This window comes from Sphingopyxis sp. NJF-3 (assembly GCF_053514865.1).
The window spans coordinates 2,024,800-2,044,693 of record NZ_CM130726.1 but is presented as its reverse complement, the minus strand read 5'-3'; the positions used below and the strand labels follow the sequence as shown (position 1 = coordinate 2,044,693).

Below are 19,894 nucleotides of genomic sequence, written 5' to 3'. Positions count from 1 at the left end.
ATTTTCTTCCAAAATTTCCTACCTGTTTTCAGATGTTTAAGAGGCTTGTATGATAAAGGCTGAATGGGGCACGAAACGCAGCTGCCCGAAATGCGCCACGCGATTCTATGATCTGACCAACGACGATCCGGTCACCTGCATCAATTGCGGTTATGCCTGGATCCCGGAATCGGTGCTGAAATCGAAGCAGCCGATGCCGTTCGAAGAGGTTGAAAAACCCGGCAAGCCGGCCAAGGAAACCGAATCGGACGACGATCTGGATCTGGACGTCGACGTCGACGAGGATAGCGATTCGCCGGACAATGACGTCGACCTCGGCGGCGACGACGATCTGGGCGTCGCGACCGGCGACGATGAGGACGACGAAAGCTGACCAAACGGGCGGGGGGCCAAAAAAGCATCGCACGATGCATTTGGCCCCTTGCATATGAGGCGCGCGCTGGTAAAGGCGGCGTCCCGATCGCACCACCCAGGGCGATCCTGCGAAATGGCACGGGGCCTTAGCTCAGCTGGGAGAGCGCTACAATGGCATTGTAGAGGTCACCGGTTCGATCCCGGTAGGCTCCACCATTTCCCTCTTGGCGCGATAGGGCGCCTCCTACAGATCATCGTGACTCATTCTCCATCCGCCACATGCCGTGCCGATTTGTCGTCGAGTCGAGGCTGCGGCGTGGATCGACTGTCACATATGTTCGTTACTTCGGCGGACGGAACGGTTCCAACAAACGGAGAATGACATGACCCTGTTCAAGAAAGCCGCGCTCGCGCTTGTGGCGACATCGATGGTCGTCGCGCCGGTCACGGCCTCGGCGGCGCAGGCCTATAACGACGTGTCCGCGGTGTCGGCGAGCAGCGGCCAGAATCGGCTCGAGGGCAATTCGGGCTGGCTGATCGGCCTCCTCGGCCTGCTGGCCGGCGTGACCGCGATCATCATCATTGCGAGCAACGACGACGATTCGCCGGTCAGCCCCTGACCGGCCCGACACGCGATCGAATCAGCGATCAAGGGCGACGCCGCGCTATTGCGCGGCGTCTTCCGTTTCGAACACCGCTTCCATGCGGATCGGATCGGCGAGCGAGATGCGGTCGAGGATCGCGGCGGTGTCGTCGCGGACCTTCAGCATCAGGCTGCGCATCCGGCATTCCTTTTCGGGCAGGCAATTCTTGCAATGCTCGTGCGCGTTGCGGCTCGCGCAGGGCACCAGCGCGAGCGAGCCGCGCGTCAATCGCACCAGATCGCCATAGCTGATGTCGATCGGGGGCAGTGCGAGCTGATAGCCGCCATCGCGTCCGCGCTGCGAGATCAGCAGCCCCTCGCGCGCCATTTCCGACAGGATGACGGTCAGGAATTTGGGCGGGATGTTCTGCGCCTCCGCAATGTCCGCAAGCTGCACCTGCCCCTTGCCCCAATGGTCGGCGAGGTGCTGGAAGGCGCGGATGGTATAGCGGGTCTTCTGCGAGAGCATGGCCGCTGTCTGAGCCAGTTCGGCGACAATTTCAACCTGCTGGCATGACAATCTTTTGCGCCATTGATCGAAATCACAGCGGCGACTAGTTTCGCCGTTATAAGCAAGGCCTCAACAGGTCCGGGAGCGGTGCATGCGACGATCCTATTTCTTCCCCGCCTGGGCGGCGATCGCGGCGTTGACCGTGACGCCGGCGCAGGCGCAGTTCGGCGGCATATTGCGCAAGGTGGCGACCCCTACGCCGACGCCATCGCCGAGCCCCGACAGCAGCGAGGACAATGGCGGCTGCCCCAAGGGCAAGAAGGGCAGCCGCGCGGGCCGCAATATTCTGGGCGGCATATTGAACGAGGCGATCGGCGATGCCGCGAGCAAGGCCGGCGTCTACAGCTATGTGCCGATCGCCGAGGTCAGCGACACGCTGACCAACGCCATCGCCTGCAAGCTCGATCCGGCCGAACAGGTGCAGGCAGCCAAGGCGACCGAAGACGCGGTTCGCGGCGAGGCGGTCGGGTCGACCGCGAACTGGACGAGCGAAACGCGCGAGGGCGTCAGCGGATCGTCGACGGTCATCGCGCGTAACGACGAGGCGGGCGGGCGGCAGTGCATCAACGTCACGGACTTCATCATCGTCGACGGCGAGGAGACGCGCGCGACCAAGCGTATGTGCCGCGAACCCGGCCAGCCGCGCTACACGCTGGCGCAGGCGTGATGAAGCGGGCGGCGCGTCTTGCGCTGGGTCTGGCGGCGCTGGCGACGCTCGGCGCGACGCCCGCGAAGGATCCCGCGAACCCGACCTGTCCGCTCCACCCCAACTGGTCGACCAACCCGACGATGGTGCTGACGCCGGTCGAGCGTAGCGGCGTCAAGGTACTGCTCGCCGAAGGGCGCGTCGACGCGGGGCTGCCCGACCGGCTCAAGGCGACCCTTGCCGCCCATCCCGACATCACCGAAATCTGGCTGAGTTCTCCTGGCGGCGACGCGCGCGCGGGCAATGCGGCGGGGCGGGTGATCCGGTCGAACATGGGCATCACGACACGCATCCCGTCGGGCTGGGCCTGTTTCAGCGCCTGCAATTTCGTCTTCATGGGCGGCATCCCGCGCTACGTCGATCCGGGCGGGCTGTTCATCGTCCACATGTTCACGCGCACCGGCGACCGCGGCGCGATCGACATGAGCGTCGCGATGGGCACCGACGCCACGACCGAACTGATCGGCGACGTCGAACAGGACGCGGCGCTGCTCGCGAGCGAGGACAATGATTTCCTGATCCGGATGGGCGTGTCGCGCAAGCTGCTGACCGACGTGATGTATCAGCAGAAGGCGGTGAAGGGCAGCGGCCCCGATCAGTCGACCCGCCGCTGCCTGACGCACGAGGAGGCGCTGAAATATGGCGTCGACAGCAGCGACACGGCCGGCGGCTGAGCGTCCAGTCGAAGGTTGCAAAGTGCAACGCGTGGCGTAGACTGGCCGGCGACAATCGGGAGAGCCGGCCATGAACGAGATGACGCACGACCACGCCAAATTCCGATCGATGATCGACGGCACGCAGGATGATTGGGACATTATCGCGCGCGAGCAAAAGGAGTTCGCGCCGAACAATGGCAAGCGCATCCTCGACCATCTGAAGCTGCTCGGCGGCGATTATGGCGGCTTTCCGGTCGACCGGCTCGAACATTGCCTGCAAACCGCGACGCGGGCGCACAGGGATGGCCGCGACGAGGAATATGTCGTGATGGCGCTGCTCCACGACATCGGCGACACGCTCGGCGCATTCAACCACCCCGACGTCGCCGCGGCGATATTGAAACCCTTTCTGTCCGAGGAAAATCTGTGGATCGTCCAGCACCACGGCATCTTCCAGGGTCATTATTTCTTCCACTATCTCGGCCTCGACCGCGACATGCGCGACCAGTTCCGCGATAGCCCGCACTATGCGGCGTGCGCCGAATTCTGCGAAAAATACGACGCGCCGGCGTTCGACCCCGATTATGACAGCGAGCCGCTCGAATTTTTCGAGCCGATGGTGACGCGGCTCTGCTCTTATCCGCGCACGAGCATCTACAAGAAGGTGATGGTCGAGGAAGCGGCGGGGTAGATACCTCTGCGCCTAACCAGATCGTCACCCCGGCGAAGGCCGGGGTCTCGCCCTAGGTTTATAAAGCCAACGGCGAGACCCCGGCCTTCGCCGGGGTGACGAGCATATTTAGCCGAGCCTCACTTCCCCTTGAACTCGGTCTTGCGCTTCTGCTGGAACGCCAGAATGCCTTCCATCGCATCGGCGCTGTTGCCCGCGATGAACTGACCCGTCGCCTCGCCGTCGAGCGTGTCGGCATAGCTTTGCGACAGGCCGGCGCGCAGCACCTTGCGCATCGTGCCGAGCGCGACGGTCGGGCCGCTCGCGAGGCGCGCGGCGAGCGCGCGCGCTTCGGCCAGCAACTGGTCGTCCTCGACGCATTTATACACCATGCCCCATTCGGCCGCCTGCTCGCCCGAAATCTTCTCGCCCAGCATCATCATCTGCGTCGCGCGCGGCAGGCCGATCAGGCGCGGCAGGATCCACGACGAGCCGCCGTCGGGGACGAGACCGATGTTGACGAAAGCCTGCAGGAAATAGGCGCTCTTGCCCGCGAGGGTGAAGTCGCCCGACAGGGCAAAGCTGCAGCCGACGCCTGCGGCGGGGCCGTTGACCGCGACGACGACCGGAATGTCGAGGTTCGCGAGCGCGAGCAGCATCGGATTATAGTGGTTGCGCAGCGCCTTGCGGCTGTTCGCGCCGCCGCCGACCGCCGACGCGCTGCGGTCGCCCGCCAGATCCGCGCCCGAGCAGAAGCCGCGGCCCTCGCCGGTGATCAGCAGCGCGCGCGCGCCGAACAGGGAGAGATAGTCGAACGCGGTGCGGATATCGTCGGCCATCGCGGGCGGCATCGAATTGAGCCGTTCGGGGCGGTTCAGGGTGATCGTCGCGACATGGTCGGCGACCTCGAACCGGATCGTGTCGAAGCTGGGGGTGTCGGTCATGGGGAAGAATCCTCTCGCGGGTGCTTTACCTTTACGTTCACGTAAAGTTTTGGCGCATTTGGAGGGGGAGCGCAAGAGGGCAGGGCGAGCGAAAGCGCAGCATCCGTTGTCGACCGGAAGACGACATTATTTTGATTGCCATCCCGGACTTGATCCGGGATCCATAGCTGCACCGTCGTCATGGATCCCGGATCAGGCCCGGGATGACGAATGTCTAAAACCGACCGGAGGCAGCCATTTCACCACCGTCACCCTGAACTTGTTTCAGGGTCCATGGCCTGCCGTCTACTTCGACGCGGCATCGAACGAGAGGTCTGGCCATGGATGCTGAAACAAGTTCAGCATGACGAGCTTGGATGTCACCTCCCCACCCCAAAGCAGGCATCGGCGTCAAATAGGCCTTTCCTACATTATCGGGCTGTGCCAGTTTTGTATCCGGCTCTTTCATTTGGTGGATAAAAGCGATGACGGTCCAGCTTGCGGGGGCGGCCACGGCGAGGCGTACCAGGCGCGCTCAGCGCTCCTCAAGGCCCCGATTGGGTATGCAATAGGCTGAACTTTCCTGAACTTTGGAATGACCACGCGCTCCTTGCGCCAACCAGCCCCCGGGATCCAAGCTGCGATAACGCAAGAAGGCAGGGCAGATTTCCACCCCAAAGCGGCCCTGGCCCGCAATTCTAATCCTCGCCCAGCCGCACGAACCGCATATCGCCCTCCGCGCGGTGCAGCGTCAGGCCGCGTTCGGTCCTTTCGACGCAGGCGCCTTCGAAATCGACGACGCCGATGTCGTTGGGCTCGATGATCACGTGCAGCTTGCCGCCGTCAACCTCGGTCAGCACGAAGCGCGGTGCGGTGATGCCGTAGATCGGCTCGCGCACCTCGACCCAGCGCGGGATGCGCTGGTCTTCGTCGGGCATCGTCCAGCCGTCATATTGGGTATAGCCGTCGATCGGGGCGCCGCTGTCGAAACCGATCGTGAAATCGACCCCCGCGACAGTCCGGCCATTCGGCCAGGTGACGACGATGGTGGGCACCGCGCCGTCGATCTCGCCGGGCGTGCCCTTCGAAATCGCTGGTGGTACCGGCTTCGGCTCGGTGGTCAGGCAGATCGTGTCGCCGCGCGGTTCCCAGCGTCCCTCGGCGCGTTCGTCGAGCGCGCCCGCGGCAAGCATATATTGAAAGCGGCCGTCATTGCGGATGACGAGGCCGCCGCCGACATCGGGCCCTTCGGCGATGCTGTATTCGCCGACGAAGGGGGAATCCTGCGCGGCGGCGGGGGCGGCCAGCAGCGCGGCGGCGAGAAGCAGGGTTCGCATTCGCCGGTCATGCGCGCGCCGCGCCGCGGATGCCAGGCCCTTTCCACCCGCCGCTCCACCTGCTAGGCGCCCGCGCCATGTCCCAGACGCACCCCGACCGCCGCACCTTCGCCATCATCTCGCACCCCGACGCGGGCAAGACGACGCTGACCGAAAAGCTGCTCGTCGCGGGCGGCGCGATCCATATGGCGGGCGAGGTGAAGGCGCGCGGCGCGGCGCGGCGCGCGCGGTCGGACTGGATGAAGATCGAACAGCAGCGCGGCATTTCGGTGACCTCGTCGGTGATGACCTTCGAGCACGCCGGGCTCGTCTTCAACCTGCTCGACACGCCGGGGCACGAGGATTTCAGCGAGGACACCTATCGCACGCTGACCGCGGTCGACAGCGCGGTGATGGTCATCGACGCCGCGAAGGGCATCGAGCCGCAGACGCTCAAGCTGTTCGAGGTATGCCGCCTGCGCTCGGTGCCGATCATCACCTTCGTCAACAAGGTCGACCGCGAGGGGCTGCCGCCGTTCGAGCTGCTCGACGAGGTCGCCGACCGGCTCGCGCTCGACGTCTGTCCTATGAACTGGCCCGCGGGCATGGGCGGGCAGTTCGAGGGGCTCTACGACCTCGTCGATCCCGCGATCATGAAACCCGGCGGCGACGCCTCGCGCATGTATGAGGGGAAGCGCGTCGGCGTCGCGGGACTGGACGATGCGGCGCTGGCCGCCGAGCTCAGCGCCGACGCGCTCGCGCATCTCAGGGAAGAGACCGAACTCGCCTCGGCCTGCTACGCGCCGTTCGACGTCGCGGCCTACCGCAATGGCGACCTGACGCCGGTCTATTTCGGCTCGGCGCTCAAGGAATTCGGGGTCGTCGACCTGCTCGCGGCGCTCGGAAGCCACGCGCCGGGGCCGCAGCCGCAGCCAGCCGAGCCCGCGCCGGTGCGCCCCGGCGACGATGCAGTGACCGGCTTCGTGTTCAAGGTGCAGGCGAACATGAACCCCGCGCACCGCGACCGGATCGCCTTCATGCGCCTCTGCTCGGGCAAGTTCGAGCGCGGGATGCGGTTGATGCAGGGCGGGACGGGCAAGGCGATCGCGATCAGCCGCCCGATGCTGTTCCTCGCGCAGGACCGCGAGATGGCCGAAGAGGCCTTCCCCGGCGACATCATCGGCATCCCGAACCACGGCACGCTGCGCGTCGGCGACACGCTGTCCGAACGCACCGATATCACGATCACCGGCCTGCCCAATTTCGCGCCCGAAATATTGCGCCGCGTCGCGCTCGTCGACCCGACCAAGACCAAGCAGCTCAGGAAAGCACTCGACGACATGGCCGAGGAGGGGATTATCCAGGTCTTCTATCCCGAAATCGGGTCGAACATGATCGTGGGCGTGGTCGGCCAGTTGCAGCTCGACGTGCTGATCAGCCGGCTCGAGGCCGAGTATAAGGTCGAGGCCAAGCTCGAGGCCTCGCCCTGGGACACCGCGCGCTGGATCGCGAGCGACGACCCGGCGGCGCTCAAGGCGTTCCAGGCCGATCACCGCGGCGCCAGCGCCGCCGACCGCGACGGCGCGCCGGTGTTCATGGCGAAGGATGCGTGGGAAGTCGGCTACGTCACCCAGCGCCACCCGGCGATCCGCTTCACGGCGACCAAGGAGCGGCGGTTCGCGGCGACGAGCTAAAAATCGGCCGTCATTGCGAGCGGAGCGAAGCAATCTCCAGCTATCGAAAGTGCATTCCGATAGCTGGAGATTGCTTCGTCGCTATGCTCCTCGCAATGACGAGACTAGATCAAGCTCAGCAGATCGGCCGGCCCCGCCGCTTCCTCCTCATCCTCTTCGCCCTCGAACTTGCTCAGCGTCACTCCCAGCAGCCGGATGCCCTGTTCCACCGGTAGCAGCGGCGCGAGGATCGCTTCGCCCACCGCGAGCAGCCCTGCGCCGTCTCCGATCGCGAACGGTACCGACTTCGCCCGCGTGATCGTCCTGAAATCGGCGTAGCGCAGCTTGAGCGTCACCGTGCGCCCGCGCGCGCCTTTTTTTGCCGCGCGGTCCCACACCACGGTGCAGACATGCGCGAGCGCCTCGCGGATTTCGGTGTCGGTGATCAGGTCGTTGAAGAAGGTCCGCTCGCCGCCCAGCGACTTGAGCGGCCGGTTCGACCGGACCCGCCGATGGTCGATCCCGCGCGCCAGATTGTGGAGCCATTCGGCGCTGTTGCCGAAATGCGCGGCGAGCCAGCCCAGGTCCTTCGCGGCGAGATCGGCGCCCGAGAAGATTCCGAGTCCCTCCATCTTCGCCGCGGTCACCGGGCCGATGCCGTGGAAGCGGCGGATCGAGAGCGTCTGGACGAAGGCGGCGCCCTTGCCCGGCGGGATGACGGTAAGCCCGTCGGGCTTGTTCTGGTCCGACGCGAGCTTGGCGATGAACTTGTTGTAGGAAACGCCCGCCGAGGCGGTCAGCCCCGTCTCCTCGCGAACGCGGTGGCGGATCAGCCGCGCGGTCGCGGTGGCGCTGCCGAGTTCCGCCTTGTCGCGGCTGACGTCGAGATAGGCCTCGTCGAGCGACAGCGGCTCGACCTCGTCGGCATAGTCGCGGAAGATCGCGCGGATCTGGTGCGAGATGTCGCGATAGACCTCGAAGCGCGGCGGCACGAAAATGAGGTCGGGGCACTGGCGCTTCGCGGTGATGCTCGGCATTGCCGAGCGGACGCCGAACTTGCGCGCCTCATAGGACGCCGCCGCGACCACGCCGCGCCGCGACGAGCCGCCAACCGCGACGGGCTTGCCGCGCAGCGCCGGGTCGTCGCGCTGCTCGACCGAGGCGTAGAAGGCGTCCATGTCGACATGGATGATCTTGCGGACCGGAGCATCCGCCTCCTCATCGTCGCTGGCTTCGGTCTCGCTCACCGGTACGGCCTAGCATGTTGCCACGATGTTCTCAATCGCAGCGCGGCGTTTCGCTTGACGCTGGCGCCGCAAACTGGCAATCGCCGCCAGCCTTGGAGATGCGGGTATAGCATAGTGGTAATGCTCTAGCCTTCCAAGCTAGCTAGGCGGGTTCGATTCCCGCTACCCGCTCCAGAGGCCCTTCCGAGAACGTCCGGCAACGTCCAAAAAACGGCTGATTTTCCCCATTTTTTCTGCTATAACCGTCCCTGTTGATGCGGGCGTATCTCGACGCACCCCGACAATTTGGGGGTATATTTGATGGTATGTCCGAAGCAGTCATGGAGAGATACCATCATGCTGACGGCGGTAGCGATCAAGGCGGCAAAGGGCCGCGATAAACCATACAAGGTAGGTGATTCGGGCGGGCTATATCTTCTCGTGACCCCTTCGGGGCAGCGATATTGGCGGATGAACTACCGCTTCCTTGGAAAACAGAAGACGCTGGCCTTTGGCGCTTGGCCCGATGTTGGCCTCGCGGGAGCCAGAGCCAAGCGGGACGAAGCTCGACAGTTGCTAGCCACGGGGCGCGATCCAGCCGAACAGGCTAGGCTGGATAAGGCGGCTGCGAGCGTAGCGGCTGCAAACACGTTCCGGGCGGTCGCAGAGGAATGGTTAGCCAAGGTCGCGAAGGAAGGTCTCGCGCCGGCCACGCTCAAGAAGAACCGCTGGCTGCTGGACTTTTCCTATCAGTCGATAGGGCATCGGCCGATAGCGGAAATCAAGCCGTTTGAATTGCTGACCCTGCTCCGCAGATTTGAAACGAAGGGAAAGCATGAGACCGCTCATCGCCTGAGAAGCATATGCGGTCAGGTTTTCCGCTATGCGATTGCCACGGTTCGGGCGGAACATGATGTTGCCGCCGATCTGCGCGGCGCATTGATTACGCCGAAGGTTACGCATCGCGCCGCGATCACCACGCCAACGGAGGTCGGCGCGCTGCTGCGCGCGATCGAGGGCTACGAAGGCCATCCGTCCACTTTGACCGCGCTGCGCCTCTTGCCCCATGTTTTCGTCCGCCCCGGTGAACTGCGCTATGCCGAATGGAAGGAGTTTGACCTCGACAACGGGGTTTGGACGATCCCCGAGAGCAAGATGAAAATGCGCCGGGTCCACAAGATTCCGCTGTCCCGGCAGGCTTTGGAAATCATCGCGATGCTCGAACATGACGCCAGCTTGAGCCGGTTCCTTTTCCCGTCGCTGCGCTCGGCCAGCCGCCCCATGTCCGAAAACACCATCAACGGCGCGCTGCGTCGGCTGGGCTACGCGAAGGACGAAATGACCGGGCATGGCTTCCGCGCAATGGCTAGCACCTTGCTCAATGAAATGGGCCGCTGGAACCCCGATGCGATCGAACGGCAGCTCGCCCACGCCGAAGGCAACGCGGTGCGGCGCGCCTATGCGAGAGGCGAATACTGGGACGAGCGCGTTCAGATGATGCAATATTGGTCGGACGAACTGGACCGCTTGCGGGATAACTTCGAGCCGGTGAAGCTGGCCGCGGGTGCAAGGCGTTGGGGCTAACCGTCAATCGGATAGGTCCAACGATGCACGTCTGCGACGGATTCGATTACGCCTAAAGAGCGGGATAGTGGGTCGTGACGATCGGCCGCCATGTCCGCCCATTTGAGCCATTGCGCGATGGTCATGCCGTCGATCACTGTTTCCATGTCGAGATCGGTTTTTCGCATGGCCGCGACGAAGCGGCGCACGAGCGAGGTTGTGCGCCATGCTTCGGCATGTTCGGCAAGCCGCCGAAAGCGATTTCTGTCTAGGCGGCGCTGCGCCTCTTGGTCTCGCTGCTGCTGCGCCCGCATTTCATAGAGGCGCGCGCGTTCCTCCCTTGCTTCACGCTCGGCGGCGATGGCCGGAAGCGCGGTGATTATCGTTGCTACAATGTCGCTCGCAAGTTGTTCGAGCCGATAGGTTGGACCTTCGCGCCACTTGCGACGGAAGCCCGCGGGCGTCCAGCTCGTCACCTCGAATATCAGATCGCCGGTCGATTCCAGATTGTGGAGCATCGGGGCTGGAGGCGCCTGCCATTCGTTCGGGCCGGTCGGTATCTTAACCCACTTCATGCGATAGCGAAGCTGAAACATGATCGCATCAAGGCCCGAACGCGCCGTCAGTTGGCCGCGCCCATTGTGTCCCACGGCGATCCCGTGAGCGTCGAGCGTCTGACAAATGGCGTTGAGGACACAAAGAAGCCGGCGATCGGCACGATCGAAAGGCGCGACCTTCTTCCACTCGCGCGAGCCGCGATCATAATATTCTGCGCGGGCGCGAATTTCCTTTTTGCGGGCGGCGATCCGCTCGGCAACGATCGGATGAGGCTGAATCAGCCGTTCGGAAATCCGAATGGCGGGCAGTTCAGCCTTTAGCTGCTCGACTTGCGACGTCGACGTGAGGGGCTGTCCTGACAGGTCAGATGCACGAATAACGAGGGCGTCCGCGCCTCGCTCCCCGGTTGGAAGCGGCGGCCTGGCCCCGGCGCGCTTGCCGACCGCGAGCTTGCTCCAATAGCCCGGAGGCGGGCGCGGAATGTCCTCGCGTGTCAATCGGCGCGCAAAAGGGACCCCCTATCGGCGTCGAAGAGGGACCCCCTTTTCGGATATGATGCTGGTTAGTTGAGGGTCGCCTTGCGCTGCGTGCGGCGGAGGGCGGGCGTAGCCCGACCGGAGGCGCGCGCAGCGCAAGATAGATTTTTGAAGGGGCCGAAGATGGCGGTCAGCTGCGGTTTTTGAAGCGCCAGCTGTCGTTGCCCGTCTCGATGATATCGCAGTGGTGGGTGACGCGGTCGAGCAGCGCCGTGGTCATCTTGGGGTCACCGAAGACGGTAGGCCACTCGCCAAAGGCGAGGTTGGTGGTGATGATGACGCTGGTGCGCTCATAAAGCTTGCTGATGAGGTGGAACAGCAACTGCCCTCCGGAGCGGGCGAACGGCAGATAACCGAGCTCGTCGAGCACGATCAGGTCGAGCCGCGACAGCTGCGCCGCCAGGGTCCCGCCTTTGCCGATCCGGGTCTCCTCTTCGAGGCGTGTCACCACCACTGTCTCCACGATCAACATCCCGTTCTCGCCAACTGATCAAAACCAGTCGGCCGACTAAATCCCCGGGATGAAGGGGTCCTTTTTGCACGCCGATCACCCCACGAAGGGGGTGCCTATTGCACGCTGATCCTCAATTCCTGCAATGCTTACGGCTTTCATCGAAACCGATCGCCGCTTTCACCGAGGGAGGCGGAAGCCATGAGCAGGATGCAGAGCGGGCAAGGGCCGCAAGTTGCGTCCGAGGACCGCCCCCATATCGAACCGATCAGCGTCCGCATATCCGCCGCGGTTAAACTCACTGGCATTGGACGGTCGACGCTCTACGAACTCATCAAGGCCGGAGAGCTAGAAACTGTAAAAGTCGGTCGATCAACCTTCATCCGATACGCCAGCCTCAAGCGCCTGTTCGAGAAAAGCTAGGGCGCCGCGAGCGAGCTGCAGGGGATGGTCGGCAAAATCCCTTGCGCCTGTCTATAGGCAATTTACCCTGCAATTCTCCGTTTTTCGTCAGATGCAGGATAATGGACCGGCAAGCCCGCCACCGAACTTTTTTCGATTCCCATTTTCGCGAAGTTCGACCTTCTATTCGATTCCCATTTTTCGTTATAGTCGCGTGAGGGTATCAGCGAGGGTATGTCTCGGCCGATCGGAAATAATATTCATCATAATGATGCGGCTCCATGCTTCGACGAAGGACAGGCACGGCTAGGGGCGAAATGTCGCGGACCGCGGCCCTTGGATTTTTGTCCTTACAATCCGTGTGTACAAACCCATATAGCATCTATCGCGGCCCTCCTTTTTGTAAGCCGCCGCGGCTGAGAGCCTGTGCTCCCGCTTACGCAGAGGAGCCACGCAATGAATCGCCCCGACACCGCCGAAAGAACCGTCGCATCGTCTCGCCCCGTGCGCCATTTCCACAAATATCGAAGTCCGCTCTCCCTCGATCATGCCCGGCGTCAGGGTGACATCAGCCAGCTTGCCTATCTGGTGATGGGCGGACGCGACCCTGCCATCGCCTTTCTCAATGGAGAAAATGTCGTGCTTGGCGGAAGGCCGCTCGCCATCGCAACCGCCAGCCCGGAGGGCTATGTGCAGGTCGCGGAGATCATCCGCTCTGGTGCTTCCGTGCCGGAATCGACGTGAGCCGCGCGATCAACCTCGCGTTGCCTGAGGCCGATGTCAGGGAAATCTGCCGTGCGTCGGGAGTGGCTATCAGTGCGATCGAGCGGTTGCCGTCAGGCGGCACGCGCTTGGTCTGCACGACCAGTAGCGGCGCCGACGAAATCCGCCTCAGACTCGCTGGCCACCTGATCGAAGGCGCGGTCGATCGATTCCGCTTCTATAGGCCATCCCCGACCGGTTGATGGCATGCAATGGCGCCGGAGGCGGCCTAGCTCGATCAGAAGAAAGCGGGCGCGACGAAACTTAGGGGGAAGCCGCGGGTTGAGACCTTATCCCCGCTGACCGAAGGATCCGATCATGGCGAAGAAGCCCGTGCCGTCACCCGCCGCAGACCATGCACTTCGTGACCACCAACCGGGAGAGGGCCAGCCGGCGCCGATTGACAGCAGAGGCGATGGCGATGAACTGCATCAGCAAGTCGGAGATGGAGTCGCCGATGCGGCGGCTTATCTCACCGATAATTTCGGTCACCGTATCTCCGACAATCAGAATTCGCTTCGCGCCGGCGCACGCGGGCCGACCTTGCTCGAGGATTTCGTCCTCCGCGAGAAAATCTTCCATTTCGACCATGAGCGCATTCCCGAACGCATCGTCCATGCGCGCGGGTCGGGCGCGCACGGCGTGTTCGAATGCACCAGGGCGATTCCCGAACTGACCAAGGCGTCGATCTTCCAGAAGGAAGGGGCGAGTTGTCCGGTCTTCGTTCGCTTCTCGACCGTCGCCGGCGGCGCCGGATCGGTCGACACGCCGCGTGACGTGCGCGGCTTTGCGGTCAAGCTCTACACCGAAACCGGTAATTGGGATCTGGTCGGCAACAATATCCCGGTCTTCTTCATCCAGGATGCGATGAAATTCCCCGATCTCGTCCACAGCGTGAAGATGGAGGCCGACCGCGGGTATCCGCAGGCGGCGAGCGCACACGACACTTTCTGGGACTTCATCGGCCTGGTGCCAGAGGCGATGCACATGATCATGTGGGCGATGTCCGACCGCGCGATCCCGCGCAGCTTCCGCATGATCGAAGGCTTCGGCGTTCATACCTTCCGCTTCGTCAACGATGAGGGTGCGGGCAAATTCGTCAAATTCCACTGGAAGCCCGTGCTCGGCATCCAGTCGACGACATGGGACGAGGCGGTCAAGATCGCCGGTGCCGATCCTGATTTCCTGCGCCGCGACCTGTTCGAGGCGATCGATGCCGGCGACTTCCCGGCGTGGGATCTCGGCGTGCAGGTCTTCGACGAGGCGTTCGCGGCAAAGCAGCCCTATGACGTGCTCGACGCCACCAAGCTGATCCCCGAGGAGGATATCCCAGTCGAGATCGTCGGCCGCATGACGCTCAACCGCAACGTCGACAATTTCTTCGCCGAAACCGAGCAAGCCGCCTTCCTGCCGTCGAATATCATCCCCGGCATCGATTTCAGCAACGACCCGCTGCTGCAGGGCCGGCTCTTCTCCTATCTCGACACGCAGAAGTCGCGGCTAGGAACGACCAATTTCCACCAGATTCCTATCAATGCGCCCAAATGCCCCTTCCACAATTTCCAGCGCGACGGGATGATGCAGACGCTCGTGCCGACCGGGCGCGCCAATTACGAACCCAACAGCCTCGCCGAAGCGGGTGAGAATGGCGGTCCGCGGGAGAGTGCGGAGGCGGGCTTCACGACCTTCAGCGCCAACGACGAGCGCAACGATCCCGCGCAAAAGCTCCGTATCCGTGCCGAGCTATTCGCGGATCATTTCAGCCAGGCGCGGCTCTTCTACCTGTCGCAGACCGCGAATGAGCAGGCGCATATCGCCTCGGCGCTGGTCTTCGAACTGTCGAAGGTCACGCTCGATCATGTCCGCGCGCGCGTCGTCGGCCAGCTTCGCAACATCGACGAGGATCTGGCGAAGCGCATTGCCGCGGGCCTCGCGATCGACCTGCCGCCCAAGAAAAGGGCTGCGCGCGCCCCGGTCGATCTCAAACCCTCCGACGCGCTGTCGATTCAGAAGAATGCCGATGACACGATGGAAGGCCGCAAGGTCGCGATCCTCTTTGCCGAAGGGTCGGACAAGATGGCGATCGACAAGCTGAAAGCCGATATCGAAGGCACCGGCGGTACCCCGTTCCTGGTCGCGCCCAAGGTCGGCGGGATCAAGGTCAAGGGCGGCACGCTCAAGGCCGATGGCCAACTCGCCGGATCGCCTTCGGTGCTGTTCGACGCGGTCGCCTCGATCCTGACAGAAGAACAGGCCAAGGCGCTTTCGGTGCAGGGTGCGGCGGTGCAGTGGTTCATGGACGCCTATGGCCATTGCAAGACCATCGCGCATGACGACGCGACCCAGATATTGCTCGACAAGGCGGGCGTCGAAAAGGACGGCGGCGTCGTTGCGATCGACGCCTTCGCCGATGTCGGCACGCGGCGTCATTGGGCGCGTGAAGCCAAGGTGCGCGATCTTGCCTGATCGCCTACGTTGATGGCGGCCGCGTCCGCGACCCATCACCGCGATCTCCGCACCGGCCGGTCGATCTGGTCGGCGCGGCGTCGTCCGGCGATCTCGTCAAGGCCTTTGACGCGCGATATCGCGTGCGATGCAATCGTCGTCGGTGCCGGCGTATCGGGCGCGTTGATCGCGGAGGCGCTGTCAGAAGCAGGGCTCACGACCGTCATCGTCGATCGTCGCGGCCCCGCCGAAGGATCGACCGCGGCGTCGACGGCGATGCTGCAATATGAACTCGACACGCCGCTCTCGCTGATGGCGGAGCGGATCGGGCGCGAGAAGGCCGAGCGCATCTGGCGCCGCTCGCGCCAGGCGGTCGATGCGCTGCGCGAGCGAACCGAGCGACTGGGCCTTGCCGTCGACGGCGCGACGCGCGGTTCCATCTATCTCGACGGCAATGTCCTCGACGCCGACGGCCTGGCCCACGAGGCCGACGCCCGCCGGCGCGCGGGTTTTGAGGTCGAGCTTCTCAAACCCGCCGCGGTGCTCGAGCGCTACGGGATCAAGGGACGCCATGCGCTGATCGGTTTCGGCAATTATTCCGCCGACCCGCGCCGGATGACCCTTGGCTATCTGAACACCGCCATCGCGCGCGGCGCCCGGCTCTATTCGCCGGTCGATATCTGCGACATCGACGCGCGCGAAGACGGCGTGACGCTTCACAGCGCGCGCGGTCCCGAGATCCGTGCGCGCCATGTGGTCATGGCGACGGGCTACGAGATGATGAAGGGCATCCCGCGCAAGGGAAACAGGATCATATCGAGCTGGTCGATCGCGACCCGCCCTCAGCCCCGCGCCATCTGGCCGACGGCCGCGATGATCTGGGAAGCCGCCGACCCCTATCTCTACATCCGCACCACCCCGCGCGGCGAGGTCATATGCGGCGGCGAGGATGAGGAAATCGCGGACGCGGGCGAACGCGACGCGAAGCTTCCCGGCAAGATCAGAACCCTGTCGCGCAAGCTCGCCGCGCTGCTGCCGGGAATCGACGCGACTCCGGTCCATGGCTGGGCCGGCAGCTTCGGCGACAGCCCTGTCGGCACCCCGACGATCGGCCGCATCCCGCGCATGCCCAACTGCTATGCAGCCATGGGTTATGGCGGGAACGGCATCACCTTCTCGATGATGGCGGCGCAGATGCTGCGCGGGTTGATCTGCGGCTATGGCGATCCCGACGCGGACCTCGTCAGCTTCCATCGAAAATTCTAGGCGGGTCCGCGCAACGCAGTCGCGCCATCGCACCTGTCAGTATCTTTTCCTGCTTCCGATGAGCAGCATGGTCTTGGCGCCGTCGCTGGTGTAGGGTCGATCCTTCACCGCCACCGATAGCGCGGCCGCTTTACCCATCGGCGCTCCATCATACCGAGTGCCGCCGGCATGGCGGCTCTTTCCGAAAGGATCGCTATTGCCCCATGACACCAGCCTTCTCGCTATACTCGTTATGGGACTGGTCCTCGCTTTCATTGGCGGATTCATTGCCAGTAGGCTGAAGCTGCCGCCGCTCGTCGGCTATCTGCTCGCGGGCGTGGCGGTCGGCCCCTTCACTCCCGGCTTCGTCGGCGATGCTGCGCTGGCGAACCAGCTCGCGGAGATCGGCGTGATCCTGCTGATGTTCGGTGTCGGGCTGCATTTCTCGATCAAGGATTTGGTCGCTGTCCGCAGGATCGCCATCCCCGGCGCGCTCGTCCAGATCGTGGTTGCGACTCTGCTCGGGGCGGGCCTGGCGCATCTCTGGGGCTGGACCACCGGGGCGGGCCTGGTTTTCGGTCTTGCCCTGTCGGTCGCGTCGACCGTCGTGCTGCTGCGCGCGCTCGAGCAGCGCAATACGCTCGATTCGATCAACGGCCGGATCGCCGTGGGTTGGCTGATCGTCGAGGATCTCGTCATGGTGCTGGCCCTTGTGTTGCTGCCGGCGTTAGGGCGCGCACTGGGAGGGGAAGGGGCTTCGGGCGGCGCGGGCGATATCGCGCTCGTCTTGCTTGTCACGCTCGGAAAGGTTGCGCTGTTCCTTGCGCTTGTCCTGATCGTCGGAACGCGCGCCGCGCCCTGGATATTGGAACGTGTCGCCCGAACGGGCTCGCGCGAATTGTTCACTCTGTCGGTTCTCGCGACCGCGCTCGGTATCGCTTTCGGCTCGGCCGCCCTGTTCGGCGTGTCTTTCGCGCTCGGCGCCTTCTTTGCTGGCGTGATCCTCAGCGAAAGCGATTTCAGTCATCAGGCGGCCGCGGACTCGCTGCCTTTGCAGGATGCCTTTGCCGTCCTGTTCTTCGTCTCGGTCGGCATGTTGTTCGATCCGGGTATCCTTGTCCGTGAACCGTTCGCTGTTCTGGCGGTGCTGGCGATCATTCTGATCGGCAAGTCGGCCGCGGCATTCGGAATCGTGCTGGCCTTCGGCTATCCGGCGCGGACGGCACTGACTGTCTCGGCGAGCCTCGCCCAGATCGGCGAGTTCTCCTTCATCCTGATCGGCCTTGGTGTCACCCTGGGGTTGGTCAAGGCGGAAGCGCGAGACCTAGTCCTCGCCGGCGCGCTGCTGTCGATTACGCTCAATCCGCTCGTCTTCATCGCTTTCGACGGCTTCGAGAGATGGCTGCGACGACGACCGCGGCTGTTGGCATTGCTGGAGCGGGGAGGCGATGAGAGCCTTTCCCGTCTGCCCGACGCGAAGCACAGCAGCTTTCGCCATCACGCGGTCGTTGTCGGCTACGGCCGGGTCGGGCGCGTGGTCGGTAGGATGCTCAAGAGCGAAGGTCTTCCCGTTATCGTCGTCGACAAGGATCGACGCCGCGTCGAGGCGCTGCGCGAGCGCGGCATTACGGCCATCTATGGCGAAGCATCGACCCCGGGTATTCTCGAGGCGGCGGATATCGCCCAGGCGCGGCTGCTCGTGATCGCGACGCCGGAGGGCTTTCAGACACGGCGCATCATCGAGATCGCGCGCGAGCTCAATCCCGAAATCGACACCGCGATCCGGACCCACAGCGAAGCCGAGGTCGCCCATCTCGAAGGTCAGGGCGTCGGCCTCGCGATCATGGGCGCGCGCGAGCTGTCGTTCGGCCTCGCCGGCTATGCGCTGCGCAGCCTCGGCATTTCGAAGAAGCGCGTAGCGGCCATCGTTCAGAAGGAGCGCATATCCGGGGAAGGCGGCGCGTTCGAGCGCCGGCCCGACATACCGCCTCGCGAAGCGCCAGAACTGCGCCAGCGCCGGGGGGATGACGAGGATGCAGGCTGATCCGGTGCGCAGGCCCATTCTGCGTGGCGAATTGATGCCCGCATCATGTCCGTCTGTGATAGGATGCGTCATCACCCGATTTCGATCGCAAGCTTCCCGTGACTGAGAGACCTCGAGCTCCCGCTTGCCCAGCGGGAGTCTATTCGATGATTTCCATCCACGAACCCTCGCGATCTTTCGGCCGGATCATTCGGTTGTGGAACCGGCTTCTCCATCACGGGCTGGAACATGTTCCGCAAACGATGGGAAACGCGTTTCACCAGTCGCGGCGCCGGCGACACGACCTCGAGCGCGCAATCGAAAGCTGGGAGCGCGAAAACGACGCCTGCTCGGGGGCGCCGCAAACAGCCCATCCTCAAGTCGTGTCGTCGTCTTCTGTCCAGCATGCCCTTGAGCAATGGGACAATGAGGGCGGAGCACAACCAGCGAAAGGAACGCGATCATGATACTGCACAATCTCTTCGGCCGTCACCTCGTCGATTTCAAGGCGAGCCACTGGGATCGGGGGCGCTTCGTCAGCCATTGCACCGTTTGCGGTTGCGAGATGGTCAAACTACCCGGCTTGGTATGGCAGGCGAGCGGACGGCGGGGCTGAGACGATCGGCTCTGCCGCTCGACCGGACGGAATCGCTCTATTAGCGACCCGGCATGATAAACAGGAACAATGCCCTATCCCGCGCGTCTTCTCCATGCCCACTACCGGGCATTTGAAGAGAGGAGAATGGTCATGGTCAACCCCGACCAGAACCAGACCGGCAGCCAGCCGGGCCGCAAGTCGGAAGGCGAGCGCCAGCCCCAGCAGGAAGACGGCGGCCGCCGTCAGCCCGGCCAGCCGGACCGCGACAAGCGGCCTCAGCAGGGTGGAGAAGCGGAAAAGCCGGGCAAGCAGAGCAGCTAGTCCGAGCTAACCGATCGTCCCCAGGCCGGGCTGCGTGTCGATACGTGGTCCGGTTTCGTTTTGGGACGTGTCCTCCCACTCTTCCGGTCACGCTCGGCCGCTGGCAGCGTCCGATTTTCGCATCAAACGCGGAAACGGCGTGCCTGCGCGACCACATCGGCAAGGCTGGTGTAGCGATAACCGTCCAGGAGATAGGTCGCGGCGGGCACGCGGGTAATGCCGTATCGATCCAGTGTTTCACGCTCGGCGGCGTCGATACCGCCGCATTTGCATGACCGGTCGTTGCCGGACGAGTTCTTGTCCATGTCGAAG

At 63.8% G+C, this 19,894-nt stretch carries 23 protein-coding genes, 2 tRNA genes and 1 pseudogene; 18 read left to right on the top strand and 8 right to left on the bottom strand.

What is annotated here, in order from left to right; genetic code table 11:
• Positions 1 to 49: 49 nt before the first annotated feature.
• The 3 genes from ACOTSS_RS10100 (at position 50) to ACOTSS_RS10090 (ending at position 974) form a co-directional block, all read left to right on the top strand.
• Positions 50 to 373 (top strand): FYDLN acid domain-containing protein, encoded by a 324-nt coding sequence (locus ACOTSS_RS10100; RefSeq protein WP_448688043.1) that lies wholly within the window; start codon positions 50 to 52, stop codon positions 371 to 373.
• Positions 374 to 494: 121 nt separating this feature from the next.
• Positions 495 to 570: transfer RNA gene (locus ACOTSS_RS10095), tRNA-Ala, on the top strand.
• A gap of 167 nt (positions 571 to 737) precedes the next feature.
• Positions 738 to 974: a hypothetical protein gene (locus tag ACOTSS_RS10090; RefSeq protein ID WP_448688042.1), complete on the top strand. Its 237-nt coding sequence runs from the start codon at positions 738 to 740 to the stop codon at positions 972 to 974.
• Between the two features lie 45 nt (positions 975 to 1,019).
• Here the strand turns inward: ACOTSS_RS10090 and ACOTSS_RS10085 are convergent, their stop codons facing one another.
• Positions 1,020 to 1,466 carry an RrF2 family transcriptional regulator gene (locus ACOTSS_RS10085; RefSeq protein WP_448688041.1) on the bottom strand — a complete coding sequence of 149 codons (447 nt, stop codon included), beginning with the start codon at positions 1,464 to 1,466 and terminating at the stop codon, positions 1,020 to 1,022.
• A 133-nt stretch (positions 1,467 to 1,599) separates the two neighbouring features.
• Between ACOTSS_RS10085 and ACOTSS_RS10080 the strand changes: the two genes are divergently transcribed.
• The 3 genes from ACOTSS_RS10080 to ACOTSS_RS10070 all read left to right on the top strand — a co-directional run bounded on the left by ACOTSS_RS10080 (position 1,600) and on the right by ACOTSS_RS10070 (position 3,561).
• Positions 1,600 to 2,175 (top strand): hypothetical protein, encoded by a 576-nt coding sequence (locus ACOTSS_RS10080; RefSeq protein WP_448688040.1) that lies wholly within the window; start codon positions 1,600 to 1,602, stop codon positions 2,173 to 2,175.
• Positions 2,175 to 2,888, top strand: a complete 714-nt coding sequence (locus ACOTSS_RS10075; protein ID WP_448691327.1) for a hypothetical protein — start codon at positions 2,175 to 2,177, stop codon at positions 2,886 to 2,888. Before ACOTSS_RS10080 ends, ACOTSS_RS10075 begins: the two co-directional genes overlap by 1 nt.
• Before the next feature lie 70 nt (positions 2,889 to 2,958).
• The gene (locus ACOTSS_RS10070) at positions 2,959 to 3,561 is read left to right on the top strand and encodes an HD domain-containing protein (RefSeq protein ID WP_448688039.1); all 603 of its coding nucleotides are present in this window, start codon (positions 2,959 to 2,961) and stop codon (positions 3,559 to 3,561) included.
• A gap of 119 nt (positions 3,562 to 3,680) precedes the next feature.
• On the opposite strand, the gene ACOTSS_RS10065 is transcribed toward ACOTSS_RS10070, so the two are convergent.
• Complete coding sequence (locus ACOTSS_RS10065) at positions 3,681 to 4,484, bottom strand: enoyl-CoA hydratase-related protein (RefSeq protein ID WP_448688038.1); 804 nt, start codon at positions 4,482 to 4,484, stop codon at positions 3,681 to 3,683.
• 677 nt (positions 4,485 to 5,161) lie between these two features.
• A complete protein-coding gene (locus ACOTSS_RS10060; protein WP_448688037.1) occupies positions 5,162 to 5,800 on the bottom strand; it encodes a hypothetical protein in 639 nt (212 codons plus the stop codon).
• A gap of 77 nt (positions 5,801 to 5,877) precedes the next feature.
• On the opposite strand from ACOTSS_RS10060, the gene ACOTSS_RS10055 reads away from it, so the two are divergent.
• Positions 5,878 to 7,473, top strand: coding sequence for a peptide chain release factor 3 (locus ACOTSS_RS10055; RefSeq protein WP_448688036.1), 1,596 nt, complete (start codon positions 5,878 to 5,880; stop codon positions 7,471 to 7,473).
• 104 nt (positions 7,474 to 7,577) lie between these two features.
• Here ACOTSS_RS10055 and dinB read toward each other — a convergent pair whose 3' ends face one another.
• Complete coding sequence (dinB, locus tag ACOTSS_RS10050; RefSeq protein WP_448691326.1) at positions 7,578 to 8,630, bottom strand: DNA polymerase IV; 1,053 nt, start codon at positions 8,628 to 8,630, stop codon at positions 7,578 to 7,580.
• Between the two features lie 169 nt (positions 8,631 to 8,799).
• On the opposite strand from dinB, the gene ACOTSS_RS10045 reads away from it, so the two are divergent.
• Positions 8,800 to 8,873 (top strand) — tRNA-Gly (locus tag ACOTSS_RS10045).
• Positions 8,874 to 9,032: 159 nt separating this feature from the next.
• A complete protein-coding gene (locus ACOTSS_RS10040; RefSeq protein WP_448691325.1) occupies positions 9,033 to 10,262 on the top strand; it encodes a tyrosine-type recombinase/integrase in 1,230 nt (409 codons plus the stop codon).
• On the opposite strand, the gene ACOTSS_RS10035 is transcribed toward ACOTSS_RS10040, so the two are convergent.
• Both ACOTSS_RS10035 and ACOTSS_RS10030 read right to left on the bottom strand, forming a co-directional pair.
• Complete coding sequence (locus ACOTSS_RS10035) at positions 10,259 to 11,296, bottom strand: hypothetical protein (RefSeq protein WP_448688035.1); 1,038 nt, start codon at positions 11,294 to 11,296, stop codon at positions 10,259 to 10,261. The two genes, ACOTSS_RS10040 and ACOTSS_RS10035, sit on opposite strands and share 4 nt — an antisense overlap.
• 169 nt (positions 11,297 to 11,465) lie before the next feature.
• Positions 11,466 to 11,786 (bottom strand): annotated as a pseudogene (locus tag ACOTSS_RS10030) (ATP-binding protein); the annotation flags it as partial.
• Positions 11,787 to 11,931: 145 nt separating this feature from the next.
• Here ACOTSS_RS10030 and ACOTSS_RS10025 point away from each other — a divergent pair.
• The 4 genes from ACOTSS_RS10025 (at position 11,932) to ACOTSS_RS10010 (ending at position 13,153) form a co-directional block, all read left to right on the top strand.
• Complete coding sequence (locus ACOTSS_RS10025) at positions 11,932 to 11,991, top strand: hypothetical protein (RefSeq protein WP_448691324.1); 60 nt, start codon at positions 11,932 to 11,934, stop codon at positions 11,989 to 11,991.
• A complete protein-coding gene (locus ACOTSS_RS10020) occupies positions 11,988 to 12,209 on the top strand; it encodes a helix-turn-helix domain-containing protein (protein WP_448688034.1) in 222 nt (73 codons plus the stop codon). The genes ACOTSS_RS10025 and ACOTSS_RS10020 overlap by 4 nt, the downstream gene beginning before the upstream one ends.
• A gap of 435 nt (positions 12,210 to 12,644) precedes the next feature.
• A complete protein-coding gene (locus ACOTSS_RS10015) occupies positions 12,645 to 12,932 on the top strand; it encodes a hypothetical protein (protein ID WP_067184137.1) in 288 nt (95 codons plus the stop codon).
• Complete coding sequence (locus ACOTSS_RS10010; RefSeq protein WP_067105493.1) at positions 12,929 to 13,153, top strand: hypothetical protein; 225 nt, start codon at positions 12,929 to 12,931, stop codon at positions 13,151 to 13,153. Before ACOTSS_RS10015 ends, ACOTSS_RS10010 begins: the two co-directional genes overlap by 4 nt.
• Before the next feature lie 136 nt (positions 13,154 to 13,289).
• Here the strand turns inward: ACOTSS_RS10010 and ACOTSS_RS10005 are convergent, their stop codons facing one another.
• Positions 13,290 to 13,442: a hypothetical protein gene (locus ACOTSS_RS10005; RefSeq protein ID WP_448691384.1), complete on the bottom strand. Its 153-nt coding sequence runs from the start codon at positions 13,440 to 13,442 to the stop codon at positions 13,290 to 13,292.
• Between ACOTSS_RS10005 and ACOTSS_RS10000 the strand changes: the two genes are divergently transcribed.
• The 5 genes from ACOTSS_RS10000 to ACOTSS_RS09980 all read left to right on the top strand — a co-directional run bounded on the left by ACOTSS_RS10000 (position 13,377) and on the right by ACOTSS_RS09980 (position 19,582).
• Positions 13,377 to 15,416: a catalase gene (locus tag ACOTSS_RS10000; RefSeq protein ID WP_448691323.1), complete on the top strand. Its 2,040-nt coding sequence runs from the start codon at positions 13,377 to 13,379 to the stop codon at positions 15,414 to 15,416. The two genes, ACOTSS_RS10005 and ACOTSS_RS10000, sit on opposite strands and share 66 nt — an antisense overlap.
• A 12-nt stretch (positions 15,417 to 15,428) precedes the next feature.
• Complete coding sequence (locus ACOTSS_RS09995) at positions 15,429 to 16,661, top strand: NAD(P)/FAD-dependent oxidoreductase (RefSeq protein WP_448688033.1); 1,233 nt, start codon at positions 15,429 to 15,431, stop codon at positions 16,659 to 16,661.
• A gap of 196 nt (positions 16,662 to 16,857) precedes the next feature.
• Entirely contained in the window at positions 16,858 to 18,684 is a 1,827-nt protein-coding gene (gene ybaL, locus ACOTSS_RS09990; protein ID WP_448688032.1) for a YbaL family putative K(+) efflux transporter, read from the top strand.
• Positions 18,685 to 19,126: 442 nt separating this feature from the next.
• The gene (locus tag ACOTSS_RS09985) at positions 19,127 to 19,279 is read left to right on the top strand and encodes a hypothetical protein (RefSeq protein WP_156482940.1); all 153 of its coding nucleotides are present in this window, start codon (positions 19,127 to 19,129) and stop codon (positions 19,277 to 19,279) included.
• A gap of 126 nt (positions 19,280 to 19,405) precedes the next feature.
• Entirely contained in the window at positions 19,406 to 19,582 is a 177-nt protein-coding gene (locus tag ACOTSS_RS09980; RefSeq protein WP_156482939.1) for a hypothetical protein, read from the top strand.
• Between the two features lie 122 nt (positions 19,583 to 19,704).
• Here the strand turns inward: ACOTSS_RS09980 and ACOTSS_RS09975 are convergent, their stop codons facing one another.
• Positions 19,705 to 19,887: a hypothetical protein gene (locus ACOTSS_RS09975; RefSeq protein ID WP_448688031.1), complete on the bottom strand. Its 183-nt coding sequence runs from the start codon at positions 19,885 to 19,887 to the stop codon at positions 19,705 to 19,707.
• Between the last annotated feature and the right edge of the window lie 7 nt (positions 19,888 to 19,894).